We start from the raw sequence: 12,408 nt of genomic DNA, 5'->3' as shown, positions 1-12,408 counted from the left end.
GTCCGCCAAGCACCCTCTCAAGGGCAAACGGACGAATTCCATCTACGACTGGCATTATAGAATTCGAGCGTGTCGATCATTGCCGGGCGGGTGTTCATGCTTCTATCCGCCATCGTGGCCGTGGTCTGTGCGACCGTGGCGGTGTTCGCGATCCGGGCTGACTGGGTGAGCGGACTCGTCGGCCCCGCAGTCGCGTTCGCGGCGGTCGGAGTAGTCGCCCTCCTAGCGGGGCTCATCGTCTTTCCGCTCTATGTCGAAACTCATATCGACCGTCATCGGATCGAGCTGAGGTATGTGTTACAGCCACGCCGGGTCGTCCCCGCAGAGGAAGTCGACGAGATCATCGTGCTCCAGCGTCTCCAGATCTCTGGCCTGTTCGCCTCTGCCAACACTCCTCGTGTCCTGCTCCGTGGCGAAGGTCGGGTGGTGGCGGCATATACGCCGCGTTGCCGAGGTGCCGCACTGCAGGAACTCGCGCCGCTCGCGACAGAACCGCAGATCGTTCCCGAGTGCCTCACGCCGGAAAGCGCTCACCGGCGTTATCCAGGGTCTGTGACGTCCTTCGAACGAGCGATGCGCCCGGCCTCCCTCCTGGCGGTCCTCGTCGGTCTCGGTGTACTCGTCTGGGCTCTCGCCAAGATCCTCTGACCGTCGGCTGTCTGGTGGGCGAGAACCCGTCCACCGTGCGGCCCGCGGCGTGACATGGCGGAACCCGACGACGAGGGAGAATTGGCCCATGCGTGAGTTTGTCTTCACCCGTTCGAACTGGATGCCATCCGTGATGATGCTCGATGGCGTCCTTCGGCTTCTGGTGATCGGCGGGGCCGATGCCCTCCACGATCCCAGGGAGTTCACCGTACCCATCAGCGAGGAGCACGGACGAGTCTTGCGGGACAGCTTACCTCGGCACCTGCAGCTCCACTGCGCGCTGCTCCCTCTCTGCTATGACGCTGGCACACGCAGACCGTGGGATGAGGGTGCGGCCGCCGCGCTTCTGGACCCAGTACGGCTGGGGACGCCCGACGAGGTCGACGCACTCTTCGTCCGGATCCGCTGGGACCGTCGACTCATCCTCGCCCACGGCGCGAGTCGCTCGCTGCTCGGCCGGGGCAGGGTCGCCGAGGCGATGCAGTCGGCCACGGAAAGTGCTGACTGGTCACGAGTCCCGCGGTAGTCGCTGGCGTGCCGCCTGAATCACTTCCATACAGTGCCGCAGGGGGTGCGGGGTACGACCTGTTCAGCCTACCGCCTGTCCTGCGCGAGCGTCCGGGCGCTCGTAGGGTGCGCTGTTGCCCAGATCATGACGGGTGACTAAGGTCCATTCACATGGCTGAGGAACTTGTGATCCGACCGGTGAAAGATGCGGGGGAATATCCCCGGTTGGTGACTGTGTGGCGCACGGCCGTGGAGGCGACGCACGGTTTCCTTGCACTGGAGCATAGAGAAGCTATCGCGGCGCGACTCGAAGCCGAATTCCTGCCGAGCGTCACGCTCATTGTCGCGGAACATGATAGGAGGTCCGTCGGATTTGCAGGCACGGCCGACGGCAAGCTGGAAATGCTGTTCGTCGATGCTGGTCACCGTGGCGGCGGCATCGGCTCAAAGCTGTTGCAGCAGGCGATCGTCACCGACGATGTGACCACAGTTGATGTCAATGAGCAGAATGAGCTGACACTGGGCTTTTACGAACGTGCAGGCTTTGCCGTAAGCGGTCGAAGCCCAGTGGACGGCGACGGGCTTCCGTATCCGATCCTGCACATGGAGTTGAAGCAGTCAGGAACGGGTTGCTGATGCCCCGTAGCGGGAGGTCATCGTCCGAGATGCTTCGTCAATGACCTTGCGGACATCGTCGTCGCTGAGCGACCAGTTGCCATGGACGAGGCGCGGCCAGAAGGCAACGGTGGCGATCATACCGAGGAACTGCGGCGCCGCCACGTCCGGATCGTCGACGGCGGCGTTTCCGGCGGCGGTCTCGGATTGAAAGTAGCGCGTCAGAGCTGTGAGGACGGGAAGTGTGCCGAAGTCGAATGTGCGCTCGCGCAACTCAGGGAAGCGTGGCGACTCGGCGATCACGAGTCGCATCAGGTCCACCATCCGGGGGCGGGCCAGCAACTCCGCGTACGCGGTGCCGAGGGCAACCAGACCTGCGTGGAAGTCTCCGGGTGGAGGATCGACGAGTTCCTCCTCGGGCGAGTCACCCGCGGCGAGAACTGTGGCCTCGAAGAGCACCGCCTTCGTCGGGAACTGCTTGAACAGAGTCGCCTTCGAGACCTCGGCACGTGCTGCGACGCGCGCCAGTGAGGTCCGATCGTAGCCCGACTCGAGAAACAGGGCCGCGGCGGCATCGAGGATGGCCGCGCGGTTGGCCGCGGCGACCTGGCGGTGGTACGCCGAGATCTCTCTTGACATGTCACCAGTATGCCACTGAGGTGAGTGGGTTGACTCACGACATAGCGAGGGCTAGTCTCAGAAAGGTGAGTCAACGGACTCACCTTTCTGAGAGGTTCGGACAATGGCACAGGTGATCATTCACGCGACGGTGTCGCTCGACGGATTCATGGCGGACAAGGACGGCGGGTCCGACTGGATGTTCGGCTTCCCCGTCGCTCCCGAGGACGAGAGCCTCGTCCGGAAGGTCGTGGTAGAGATCGGTGCGGTCGTCGGGGGAGCGAACAAGGCGCAGACGATTGAGGACGGTGAGGCTCCGTATGGTGGCGGACTGCAGGTGCCGGTCTACCTCATGACTCACTGCGCTCACGAACCGGTCCAGAAGGATGGCACCACGTACACCTTCGTCGTCGATGACCTCGAGCGAGCTGTGGAGCTCGCCAAGCAGGACGCCGGAGACAGGTCAGTGAGTCTCTTGGGAGGCAGCATCGCGAGGCAATGCCTCGAGATGGGGTTGGTCGACGAGATTCAGTTGCATGTGGTGCCGATTCTGCTCGGTCACGGGATCTCACTGTTCGCGGGCCTAGACAGGCGTATCGACCTCGAACGCGTCGAGACCGCAGCCTATGCCGGCGAGGCACATTTGCGCTATCGCGTCGGACCCTCAGCGGTTGCCTGACAACCCGGCCGTGATCGAGGCGTTCCCTCGGCAACGCAGGCTTGCCAGCCGAAGAGGGGTGAAGACCCGCTATATGATGTCGAACATGGCCCACGATGACGAGTTCGTTCTCGACTTCTCTCCGCCGCTCGTTGCGGTGCTGCTGGCCGCTGAGCGTTCGAAAGGGAGCCCCCTCACCGAGGCGGAGGTGCTCGACCTGCGTGACGGTTCCGTCTGCATCCGAGTCAGGAGATCTGTGGCCGACGCGATCACGGAGCAGCGCGGTTATGCTGACATCGACCCCGAGCGGTGCTGGGATCAGTGGCAAGTCGTCCGCACACAACTCGACGGTGGCTCGAGATGAACTCTTGTCGTCTCATTGGGGCTCGGTTGACGCCTCGCGGTGTTCTAGGATCTGTACATGGTTGGAACCGGCCATCGAATCAACGGGCGTGATGTGAGCGAACGGAAGCTGGCAATTCGAGACGAGCAGGGGCACAAGCGCTCATTCACAATGGGCGACAGCGACCACCTCAAATTCTCGACGGCCTTCAACAACTTCGTCAGGAAGCATGTCAGCGAAGAGAACTCGACCTTTCGCCTCGAACATGTGCTCACCGACGAGGTGCTCATCATTGAAACAGAATTCGGCATCCTTGGACGCGTGCGGCAAAGTGAGAATCCTGAGACGAGTTACCGCCGCTACGAACGCCGCACAGACGCAGCGACGATCATAGTCTCATTTGCCTCGAGCGGTTATGACGCGATTGACAAGTACGGGCCATGGACGCCGGATCGCGACACTCTTCTGCCCGACGCGTCATTCGAGAACCTTGAGCTCGCATGGGCTCGAGAGCTGGACAGAGAAGAGCAGCGGCGCCGAGAAATCACAAAGCTGCCCAAACTTGACCGGCAACTGCTGACGCGGTTCTGCAAGGTTTGGGCGGACAATGGATACAACGAATATGTCAGTGATTCCGAGGTGTACCACGTACTCTTCGACAGCCGGGACATCGACGAGGTGGGCCCGGCTCGAGATGAGCTGCTGACAACGGTCGAGGCCATGGGACTTGAAGTTGTTGACACTCCAGCTGGAGCTGCCACCGGTGAGGTGTGGGTTCGCGCGGACCCACGAGTGGACCGTGAGCTCGAGAAATGGGCATGAGCCCACGGTCCGAATGCGGCGCATCGGGATGACTGCCCGTTCGATACTGATCGCCGGGTGTACCCTGATGTCACCGCGAGGGAGGAACCGACATGTCTGACCCGAAGCAACACCCTTCTCACGAGCACGAGCACGAGCACGAGCACGAATACGTCCCGGGGGACTTCACGAGCCCCGAACTCGAAGACGACGAGTCGATCGCGCCGCGCCCCGAGGAAGAGGTCGCCGACGCGCTTCGGACTGAATCTGATGTAGACGAGAGTCGCGAGGCTGGCGACTAGTCGTCCGGTGTCTCATGTCAGTGGAAGTCACAGTCGACACCGTGATCAACCGCCCGGCGAGGGTGGTGGCGGCATATGCTGCCGATCTCAACAGCGCACCCGAGTGGTACGCCAATGTCCGCGCCGTGCGGTGGTGAACGGAACCTTCCGCCGAGGTGGGGTCACAGATCGATTTCGAAGCTCGGTTTCTGGGCAGATCGCTCGCGTACACCTACGAAATCACCGAGTATGAACCGCGTAGACGCATGACGATGCGGACCTCCAACGGCCCGTTCCCCATGTGCACCACCAATACATGGGAGTCGGATGGAACGGACGCAGCCCTGATGACATTGCACAACAGTGGGACACCGTCGGGCTTTGCCAAACTGCCCGTACCGCTCATCGAGAATGCCATGCGTCGAGCAACGGCCAAGGACTTAGTTCGGATCAAAGCGATCCTCGAAGCAGTTCCCGGCGCTACTGTACGCTGAGGATCCCAAGGACGACATCGTGACCTAAGCTGAGCGCGATGCCGGCGGCCAGCCGTGCACGATTAGAAGACATCGCGAGTCTTTTGGACATGAAGCAGAGCTATGTCACAAAGATACTCGGGTACGACTGTTGCGGTATCTTTGAGCGCGTGGAGACCTTCAAGCGAACACCGATGCAGTTGTTCAACCTACCGCAGCATTTCGTCATCCCGCTGTTTCAGCGCCCTTATGTATGGAAAGAGGACGAACAGTGGGAGCCATTGTGGAACGATGTGCGTCGAGTTGCAGAACTTCGGATCGCCGAACCGCACCGCAGCCCCATACACTTTCTCGGAGCCGTCGTGATTCAGGCGCAGGAGGCACAAAGTCGGCGCCTCACGGCTTGGAACGTGATCGACGGCCAGCAACGTCTGACTACATTGCAGATTCTTGCTGATGCAGCCTGCGCACTGTTCGCGCAGACTGACCACTCGAAGCTTGCCGGTCAGCTTGAAGACCTTACGCACAACTCCGACAAGTATGTCGAAGATGGGGAGAGCCGACTCAAGCTCCACCATCTGAATAAGGACAGGGAAGCTTTCGACGAGGTGATGGCCGCAGACCCTCCTATTGATTACGAGGAACTTTCACACACTGATTCTCAGATCGTTGCCGCGCACCGCTATTTCTCGGGTGTCGTGGCGCAGTGGCTCGGTTTGGCCGGCACGGATGACTACTCGGCCAGGGCTAAGGAGCTGACGAATGTTCTTCTGGATGGATTGCAACTCGTTTCGATTGAGCTGGACGCAGCAGAGAACTCACAGGAGATCTTTGAGACCCTCAACGCACGCGGGACTCCTCTCACAGCCGCAGACCTGGTGCGCAACTTCGTGTTTCAACGCCTCGAGGCCGAGGGCGGGGACACCGGGAAGGCCTATCGCGAAGATTGGCCCTTCGAGACGAAGTTCTGGATGCAGGAAGTGAGTGTCGGGCGCAACCTGGTCAGTCGCAGTTCCCTCTTCCTCAACCAGTGGCTTGTCTCGAGAACCGGGGAAGACGTCAGTCCGCAGGCCACCTTCACCAGGTTCAAGTCGTGGGTGGAACACGAGTCGGGGCAGAAGATGGCTGAACTCTTACCGCTGATCAAGCACCAGGCCCAGCAGTACCAGGGATGGACTGATGCGGCAGCTCAACGCGGCGGAACCCTGGATTCTGCGGCCATGTCCTTCTATCGGATGCGAGTCAGCGGCGTCGAGGTGCTGAAGCCCTTGCTGATCTGGTTGCATGAACCGGGGCGCAAGCTCTTGCAGGACGCAATTGATCGGGTCATTCAAGCCGGCGAAAGTTGGGTCTATCGTCGACAGATTCTTCGGCTGCCGGGGAGCGACTTGGGGCGCATCGTAGCTGACGTGATCGGCGCCAACGTCGACGCACTCGCTGACGAGCTGGCTGATCGTGTCATCGGTCGTCTCGCTCGTCTCAACGTCACCAGCAACTATTGGCCCGGTGACGAGGAGGTCCGGCGGACGCTCAGCACGGAAGCGGCATATTCCCGCTATCCCCGAGGTCGCCTGCGCATGTTCCTCGAAGCTGTTGAGGACTATTACCGCGCAGAGACTGGCCAACCGCAGGTCGAGCGGAAGGACTATCCAATCGAGCACCTGCTGCCACGCACTTGGAAAGACACTTGGCCGGTAGAAACCGAAGAAGCTGCCGCGGAGCGTGAAGCAAGGGTGCACAGACTGGGCAATCTCACCCTCCTCACAAAGTCACTGAATTCCAAAGTATCCAACGGGGCCTGGCCCACCAAGCGGGCTGCCCTATTGCAGCACAACACAATCACGCTTACCGGTCGAGTCGTAAGCAGGACCGAACACCTCGCCTGGGATGAGAAACACATAGACATTCGCACTTCAGAGCTGATCGATGCCATTCTGAAAGTCTGGCCTGTGCCCGAGGGGCACCACGGAAAGGTCGTTGATCCCCAAGCCAAGGCAGGTGACTGGGTCGAGCTGAAGCACTTGATTGAAGTGGGGCTGCTTGCCGGAGGAGACAAGCTGTTTGCGACGCACCGAGATTTCCAAGGGAAGACAGCGCTGCTGACAGCTGAGGGCGACATTGAGTTGAATGGCAAACGGTATACGACGCCGTCAGCCGCCGGCCATGCATTGAGGAAGAAGGCGACGAACGGATGGTATTTCTGGGCAGTCAGCGATGGTCGCCGCCTCCGTGACGTCCGTGCAGAGTTCCAGAACGCTGCTCCCGCAGGCTCTGAGTCATAGTCACGCCTTTGAGCTGTGTCGCATGCACGCGGAATCCAGTGACAGTTCCTCAATGCATGCCCGCGCCTTCCGGTACCCCCGTTGTCGCGGGTGATCATCAGGCATAGGCTCAGGTGGAGCACTGACGATGGCGCTCGCCGGGAAAGGGGCGGACACGTGGGAACCCTCAGCTATACCGCCAGCATCTCGCTCGACGGGTATGTGGCCGATGCGACGGGCGACTTCCAATGGTCGGCACCAAGCGAGGACGTCTTCCGATTCCACGTCGATCGGATGACAGGGGTCTCGACGGAAGTCCTCGGCCGGAACACATATCTTCTGATGAAGTACTGGGAGACGGACCCTGACGACGGTTCCTGGGGAGCCGCCGAACATGAATTCGCCCGGCGCTGGCGGCAACTGGACAAGGTTGTCGCCTCCACTACGCTGAGCCACGATGATCTCGCCACGGACCGTGCCCGACTGGTGAATGACCTCGGCCTCACCGAGCTCGAACAGATCGCGAGCGATGCCACCGGCGAGGTTGAGATATTCGGACCGGCGACGGCGAGCGCAGCGATCCGCGCGGGCCTGGTGATTGATTTCCGGTTCTTCGTCGTTCCGACGATGGTGGGCGGGGGATTGAGTGCGATTCCCGCTGACGTCCACCTCGATCTGAAGCTCGTCGAGCACTGCGTCTTCGACAGCGGCACCGCATTTCTCCACTACCAACTTCGTTGATGTACTCCCAGCGCTGAGACAGTCCCAGGACTGAGACGACCAGAACGCTGAGACATCCAGCGTTGAGACATTCACTCTGAGTGAGGCCGCCTGCGGTGGCGTTTGATCTCGGACCGGCGCTGTTCTGCCCGGACCCGCCTGCGCCTGGAGTTCCGGGAGGGGCGGGTCGGTCGACGGTCGACAGCGGGAGCCAATGCGCCCCGCAGCAGATCGGCCAAACGCGCCCGAGCGGCGGTGCGGTTCTTCAGCTGCGAACGATGCTCCTCCGCGCTGATGGTGAGGACGGTTCCGGACAGCGTGGACGCCAGCCGGGCCAGGACGAGCTCACACTGAGTCTCGCTCAGAGCGCTCGTGGACCCCAGATCAAGGCTCAGCTGCACCCGGGAATCGGCTGTGTTGACGCTCTGCCCGCCCGGACCTGACGATCGCGAGAAGCGCTCGACCAGCTCAGCCGCCGGAATCCTCAGCCCGCCCGGAATTCCGGGCCCCGCAGGCACATGCAGATCATTCACACGACCAGTCTGCCGCAGCGAGGCGAAGTCCGTCGGCACGATGTGGCCGCAGGCCCGGAAATTCCATCGTGAGTTCGGGCAGAATTGACGCCATGTCCTCAGACGATCGGTCCATCCCGCTGTTCCTCGACTGCGACCCGGGAATCGACGATGCCGTCGCACTCGCCTACCTGTTCTGTCAGCCCGACGTCGACATCGTCGGCATCGTCGCCTCCGGGGGAAACGTTCCCACCGCACAGGTCGTGCGGAACACGCACGGGTGGATCGAGTTGGCCGGACGCACCGCTATTCCCGTGCACCCAGGCCGCGACCTGCCGTTGGCCTGTGACGACGGAACCGATTCCCAGCCGGAGTATGCCGAGGCCACCCACGGTGAGTCGGGCGCCGGGTATGCCCGTCTCCCTCATCTTCACAGCCCCGTCAGTGAGGTCAGCGCCGCCGAGGCGTGGGTTGAGGCCGCCCGATCCCACGCCGGTGAGCTCATCGGGGTGGTGATCGGACCGACCACGAATCTCGCCCACGCCCTCACCATCGAACCCGAACTGCCGCGGCTGGTCCGACGGCTCTTCATCATGGGCGGAGCGTTCAACTACCGGGGCAACACTCGTCCGACCACCGAATGGAACGTGAGCTTCGACCCGGAAGCCACCTCCCGAGTCCTGTCGTCGTTCGGCACGGCATTCACCGAGGGGACTGCCGGGCACCTTCCCGTCATCGCGCCCATCGAAGCCACCGAGGCGATCGAGATGACGCCCGAGCGACTGGCCGAGATCCTCGCCGCCGGCAATGAGACGGACTCGTCCTGGGGAGAACTCCTGTCGCAGCTGGGCGAGGCCCTGCGCTTCTACTTCGAATTCCACGAATCCGACGGACTGAGCTTCATCGCCCATCTCCACGACCCCTTCGCGCTGGCCTGCGCGATCTCATGGGCGCGGGATCACCTCGGCGGTTCCCGGTCCGAAACGGCACTCGGATCCGCAGATCCCGGTGGGGAGATAACGAAGAGGGGAGCGGCGATACCGATCGGGACGCCGGGGGCGCTGCCATGGTCGCGGACCATGTTTGCTCCGGTCGACGTCGAGCTCACCGGCACTCTCACCCGGGGTGAGACCGTCGCCGATTGGCTGGGACGATGGGGGCGTGAGGCCAATGCGGAGATCATCCGGGCGATCGATGCACGGGAATTCCTCGACCACCTCGGCGACACTCTGAAGAAGGGCCCGCCGCGGTGAGGAGGTCCGGGGCTCTCACAGCATCGTCAACCGATCCGGCACGGTCTGCGTCCGGGGCATGATCGGACCGGCGTCACAGTGACATGACAACGAGTATTACCGCGCAGTCGGATAGACTTGGAGGAGCGGATGTCGCACGGACGGATGCTTCGGAGAGGGGCATGTATGCCACACGACAACGAGGACGAGTTCGTTCCTCAGGCAACAGCCAACGAGATCTGGGCGGGCGCAGCGTACGACACGCTCCGCGAGACAGCGAAGAGCTACAACAGACTGATCACCTATAAGGAGATCGCCCAGACGGTGCAGTCGACATCGGGAATCACCACCAAGCAACGGCTGCACTATTGGATCGGCCCTGTGCTCGAGACCGTGGCTGCCGAAGCCAGTTCTCGTGGGGAACCGCCGCTGACTGCGCTGTGCGTGCACGAGAACGGGACCATGGGAGACAGTTATCTGCGGGCGCCGAAGAGCGTGCCGCATGAGGACGACGTCGACGTCGAGAGGCTCGCTGCCGAGCACCGGCTCCTGTGCTACCGCGAGTATGCCACCGATCTGCCTGACCATCGCGGATTTGCCACTCTGACCCCTCAGGTCGCTCAGAAGCGGGCGCGGCTGCGCAAGTCGGATCCGCCGAATCGGCCGATGTGCCCGATCCACCATTGCGAGATTTCGGCAACCGGGCTCTGCGGTTCCTGCGACTGAGACTGGTCACTGCTCCGCGCGGAAATTGATCCCGACGGCCTCGCCCTGCGCGAAGTAGTGCCGGAACGTGGAGAAGACGGGTCGCCAGCGCTCGAGATCGATGTGGGAGGTTCCGGGGACGACGAGGGAACTGTGGACGTGAGTGCGCACCACCTCGGAGTGCACGATCATCACGGCATCGTCACTGTCCAGGGGCGTGAACTGGGTGACTCGGCCTCGATCTGCACCGGGCACTCGGCGATCCGAGCCGGCTGCACCCGTTCGCTGCCCAGAGGAGAGAACCCGCCGAGACTCCACTTGTCCGGCTCATGACGGTACAGCCCCCGCTTATGCGCGGGGATGTCCTTCGCCCCGGTCGTCGGGGCGATCCGTTCGATCGCCGCGACCAGGGCGGCATCGGGCAGGTTGATCACCAGTTCGCCGCACCGCTCGAGGTTACGGCCGGCCTGGCTGTCGCGACCGACCCCGAGCGCATAGGTGCGGTCCAGGGCCCACGCCGATGAGATCGGCGTGATGTTGGTCGACCCGTCTGCCGAGGTCAGGGTGGTGATGAGTGCAACCGGGGTGCCGAAGTAGAACACGGAGGGGGGAGATCGTCGTCGTTTCCATGCGGTCCAGTCTGGCCGGGGGACACTTCGGTCGCCGCCGAACTGTGCCTCTCGTAGAATTCGAACCATGGATGGAGCAAGCAGCCCTGATCTCGCGGCAGCAGCAGCGCTGCTGGCGAGCGAGGCTCGTGCAGCGATGATGCTGGCAGCGCTCGACGGGCTGGCCTGGACGGCGACAGAGCTCGCCGAGGTGGCCGGGGTGTCGCGTCCGTCCGCGAGCGAACATCTGCACCAGCTGGTTGACGCCGGCTTCCTCGCCGAGGTGCGCCAGGGTCGTCACCGGTACGTGCGGATCGAGGACCCCGCCGTGGCGGAGACCGTCGAAGCCCTCGCTGCGCTCTCGGGCGACCTTCGGCCGGCAGGTGCGTCGCTGCGGGCCCAGCGTGCCGATCGGGAGCTGCGGGAAGCGCGGACGTGCTACCGGCACCTCGCCGGTCGCCTCGGAGTGGCCCTCTGCGTCGGGTTGCGCGAGCACGGCTATGTCGACGGCGGCTGGGGACTGACCGAACCCGGGCGCGACTGGTTCCACTCGCTGGGCATCACATTGCCGGACGCGGGCCGGCGACCGCTGCTGCGCCCCTGCCTGGATTGGACCGAGAGACGCGAGCACCTGGCCGGAGTCGCAGCCGATGCCCTGCTCGAAACGATGCGAGCCAAACACCGGATCGAACCGGGAGCGTCTCGACGAGCAGTCCGGCTCACAGAGACGGGGCGGACGGAACTGGCTCACCTCATCTTCTCCTCCGCTCGACCGGACAGTCCCGCCGAACAGAGCACCTCGGCACCTCAAGCACAGAAAGCAGTCGTATGACCGAAACCATCCGCGCAGCCACCACTGCGGATCTCGCCCCTGTGGCCGGTGTCCTCGCTCGCGCTTTCGCCGAGTACCCGTGGACCCGCTGGGCGCTGCCCGAGGACGACTATGCCCGCCGCCTGGTCGGCGTTCAGCGCCTCTACCTCGGCCATGCTCTGAAGCACGGGATCGTGCTCGTCGACGATCAGATCCATGCCGTCGCCGCCTTTCTGCCGCCGGGATGCCCTCCTCCCGAGGAAGCGACCCAACGGCAGGTTGCTGAGCTGCACGGATCACGGATGGCGGCACTGGCACAGGCACAGACTCCCGCTGCTCCGGCGGGAGCCTGGACTTTGGAGACCCTGGGCGTTGACCCGGACTGCCAGGGTCAGGGCCTCGGGTCGGCCGTCGTCGCCGCTGGGCTGGCACTGATCGATGGGAGGGGAGAGCCTGTCGCACTCGAAACCTCGGATGAACGGAACGTGCGCCTCTACCAGCGCTTGGGATTCGACACTCATGCGACGACGGAGATCCAGTCCGGGCTCGTGGTCTGGTCGATGAGCCGCAGCCCGGGGTCTGTCACTGTCGGCTGAATCGGCCACTGTCGGCTGA

18 protein-coding genes are annotated in these 12,408 nt (G+C 63.0%); 14 read left to right on the top strand and 4 right to left on the bottom strand.

What is annotated here, in order from left to right; all coding sequences use genetic code 11:
• Positions 1–69 precede the first annotated feature (69 nt).
• The 3 genes from RIT73_RS15440 to RIT73_RS15430 all read left to right on the top strand — a co-directional run bounded on the left by RIT73_RS15440 (position 70) and on the right by RIT73_RS15430 (position 1,791).
• Complete coding sequence (locus RIT73_RS15440) at positions 70–648, top strand: hypothetical protein (RefSeq protein ID WP_309132986.1); 579 nt, start codon at positions 70–72, stop codon at positions 646–648.
• A gap of 88 nt (positions 649–736) precedes the next feature.
• On the top strand, positions 737–1,174 hold the full coding sequence (locus RIT73_RS15435; protein ID WP_309132985.1) for a DUF6357 family protein: 438 nt from the start codon (positions 737–739) through the stop codon (positions 1,172–1,174).
• A 152-nt stretch (positions 1,175–1,326) separates the two neighbouring features.
• Positions 1,327–1,791: a GNAT family N-acetyltransferase gene (locus RIT73_RS15430; RefSeq protein WP_309132984.1), complete on the top strand. Its 465-nt coding sequence runs from the start codon at positions 1,327–1,329 to the stop codon at positions 1,789–1,791.
• On the opposite strand, the gene RIT73_RS15425 is transcribed toward RIT73_RS15430, so the two are convergent.
• On the bottom strand, positions 1,774–2,409 hold the full coding sequence (locus RIT73_RS15425) for a TetR/AcrR family transcriptional regulator (protein ID WP_309132983.1): 636 nt from the start codon (positions 2,407–2,409) through the stop codon (positions 1,774–1,776). The genes RIT73_RS15430 and RIT73_RS15425 overlap by 18 nt on opposite strands.
• 103 nt (positions 2,410–2,512) lie before the next feature.
• Here RIT73_RS15425 and RIT73_RS15420 point away from each other — a divergent pair, with 103 nt between their 5' ends.
• The 7 genes from RIT73_RS15420 to RIT73_RS15390 all read left to right on the top strand — a co-directional run bounded on the left by RIT73_RS15420 (position 2,513) and on the right by RIT73_RS15390 (position 7,946).
• Positions 2,513–3,067 (top strand): dihydrofolate reductase family protein, encoded by a 555-nt coding sequence (locus RIT73_RS15420; RefSeq protein ID WP_309132982.1) that lies wholly within the window; start codon positions 2,513–2,515, stop codon positions 3,065–3,067.
• Positions 3,068–3,125: 58 nt separating this feature from the next.
• Positions 3,126–3,410, top strand: a complete 285-nt coding sequence (locus tag RIT73_RS15415) for a hypothetical protein (protein ID WP_309132981.1) — start codon at positions 3,126–3,128, stop codon at positions 3,408–3,410.
• A gap of 57 nt (positions 3,411–3,467) precedes the next feature.
• Positions 3,468–4,211, top strand: coding sequence for a hypothetical protein (locus RIT73_RS15410; RefSeq protein ID WP_309132980.1), 744 nt, complete (start codon positions 3,468–3,470; stop codon positions 4,209–4,211).
• 92 nt (positions 4,212–4,303) lie between these two features.
• Complete coding sequence (locus RIT73_RS15405) at positions 4,304–4,492, top strand: hypothetical protein (protein ID WP_309132979.1); 189 nt, start codon at positions 4,304–4,306, stop codon at positions 4,490–4,492.
• Positions 4,493–4,506: 14 nt separating this feature from the next.
• Positions 4,507–4,629, top strand: coding sequence for a hypothetical protein (locus RIT73_RS15400; protein ID WP_309132978.1), 123 nt, complete (start codon positions 4,507–4,509; stop codon positions 4,627–4,629).
• A gap of 425 nt (positions 4,630–5,054) precedes the next feature.
• The gene (locus tag RIT73_RS15395; protein ID WP_309132977.1) at positions 5,055–7,226 is read left to right on the top strand and encodes a DUF262 domain-containing protein; all 2,172 of its coding nucleotides are present in this window, start codon (positions 5,055–5,057) and stop codon (positions 7,224–7,226) included.
• A 156-nt stretch (positions 7,227–7,382) separates the two neighbouring features.
• Positions 7,383–7,946, top strand: coding sequence for a dihydrofolate reductase family protein (locus tag RIT73_RS15390; RefSeq protein ID WP_309132976.1), 564 nt, complete (start codon positions 7,383–7,385; stop codon positions 7,944–7,946).
• Between the two features lie 71 nt (positions 7,947–8,017).
• Here the strand turns inward: RIT73_RS15390 and arfB are convergent, their stop codons facing one another.
• The gene (gene arfB, locus RIT73_RS15385) at positions 8,018–8,458 is read right to left on the bottom strand and encodes an alternative ribosome rescue aminoacyl-tRNA hydrolase ArfB (RefSeq protein WP_309132975.1); all 441 of its coding nucleotides are present in this window, start codon (positions 8,456–8,458) and stop codon (positions 8,018–8,020) included.
• A gap of 92 nt (positions 8,459–8,550) precedes the next feature.
• On the opposite strand from arfB, the gene RIT73_RS15380 reads away from it, so the two are divergent.
• Complete coding sequence (locus RIT73_RS15380; RefSeq protein WP_309132974.1) at positions 8,551–9,690, top strand: nucleoside hydrolase; 1,140 nt, start codon at positions 8,551–8,553, stop codon at positions 9,688–9,690.
• Positions 9,691–9,855: 165 nt separating this feature from the next.
• Complete coding sequence (locus tag RIT73_RS15375; protein ID WP_309132973.1) at positions 9,856–10,395, top strand: hypothetical protein; 540 nt, start codon at positions 9,856–9,858, stop codon at positions 10,393–10,395.
• A 6-nt stretch (positions 10,396–10,401) separates the two neighbouring features.
• Here RIT73_RS15375 and RIT73_RS15370 read toward each other — a convergent pair whose 3' ends face one another.
• Together RIT73_RS15370 and RIT73_RS15365 are read right to left on the bottom strand one after the other, a co-directional pair.
• On the bottom strand, positions 10,402–10,566 hold the full coding sequence (locus RIT73_RS15370) for a hypothetical protein (protein WP_309132972.1): 165 nt from the start codon (positions 10,564–10,566) through the stop codon (positions 10,402–10,404).
• Entirely contained in the window at positions 10,566–10,976 is a 411-nt protein-coding gene (locus RIT73_RS15365) for a flavin reductase (protein WP_309132971.1), read from the bottom strand. Before RIT73_RS15365 ends, RIT73_RS15370 begins: the two co-directional genes overlap by 1 nt.
• A 94-nt stretch (positions 10,977–11,070) precedes the next feature.
• Between RIT73_RS15365 and RIT73_RS15360 the strand changes: the two genes are divergently transcribed.
• Positions 11,071–11,814 (top strand): helix-turn-helix domain-containing protein, encoded by a 744-nt coding sequence (locus RIT73_RS15360; RefSeq protein WP_309132970.1) that lies wholly within the window; start codon positions 11,071–11,073, stop codon positions 11,812–11,814.
• Positions 11,811–12,389: a GNAT family N-acetyltransferase gene (locus RIT73_RS15355; protein WP_309132969.1), complete on the top strand. Its 579-nt coding sequence runs from the start codon at positions 11,811–11,813 to the stop codon at positions 12,387–12,389. Before RIT73_RS15360 ends, RIT73_RS15355 begins: the two co-directional genes overlap by 4 nt.
• The last annotated feature ends 19 nt before the right edge of the window (positions 12,390–12,408 follow it).

The organism is Brevibacterium sp. (assembly GCF_031179145.1).
Taxonomy (GTDB): domain Bacteria; phylum Actinomycetota; class Actinomycetes; order Actinomycetales; family Brevibacteriaceae; genus Brevibacterium.
Note: the sequence above shows the minus strand (reverse complement) of the source record. Positions and strands in the feature narration are given on the sequence as shown.

Bases quoted from the DNA above. Each gene is read 5' to 3' on its own strand.
- RIT73_RS15435 (WP_309132985.1), top strand. From the start codon at position 737: ATGCGTGAGTTTGTCTTCACCCGTTCGAACTGGATGCCATCCGTGATG.
- RIT73_RS15430 (WP_309132984.1), top strand. From the start codon at position 1,327: ATGGCTGAGGAACTTGTGATCCGACCGGTGAAAGATGCGGGGGAATAT.
- RIT73_RS15425 (WP_309132983.1), bottom strand. From the start codon at position 2,409: ATGTCAAGAGAGATCTCGGCGTACCACCGCCAGGTCGCCGCGGCCAAC.
- RIT73_RS15420 (WP_309132982.1), top strand. From the start codon at position 2,513: ATGGCACAGGTGATCATTCACGCGACGGTGTCGCTCGACGGATTCATG.
- RIT73_RS15410 (WP_309132980.1), top strand. From the start codon at position 3,468: ATGGTTGGAACCGGCCATCGAATCAACGGGCGTGATGTGAGCGAACGG.
- RIT73_RS15405 (WP_309132979.1), top strand. From the start codon at position 4,304: ATGTCTGACCCGAAGCAACACCCTTCTCACGAGCACGAGCACGAGCAC.
- RIT73_RS15400 (WP_309132978.1), top strand. From the start codon at position 4,507: ATGTCAGTGGAAGTCACAGTCGACACCGTGATCAACCGCCCGGCGAGG.
- RIT73_RS15395 (WP_309132977.1), top strand. From the start codon at position 5,055: ATGAAGCAGAGCTATGTCACAAAGATACTCGGGTACGACTGTTGCGGT.
- RIT73_RS15380 (WP_309132974.1), top strand. From the start codon at position 8,551: ATGTCCTCAGACGATCGGTCCATCCCGCTGTTCCTCGACTGCGACCCG.
- RIT73_RS15375 (WP_309132973.1), top strand. From the start codon at position 9,856: ATGCCACACGACAACGAGGACGAGTTCGTTCCTCAGGCAACAGCCAAC.
- RIT73_RS15370 (WP_309132972.1), bottom strand. From the start codon at position 10,566: ATGATCGTGCACTCCGAGGTGGTGCGCACTCACGTCCACAGTTCCCTC.
- RIT73_RS15360 (WP_309132970.1), top strand. From the start codon at position 11,071: ATGGATGGAGCAAGCAGCCCTGATCTCGCGGCAGCAGCAGCGCTGCTG.
- RIT73_RS15355 (WP_309132969.1), top strand. From the start codon at position 11,811: ATGACCGAAACCATCCGCGCAGCCACCACTGCGGATCTCGCCCCTGTG.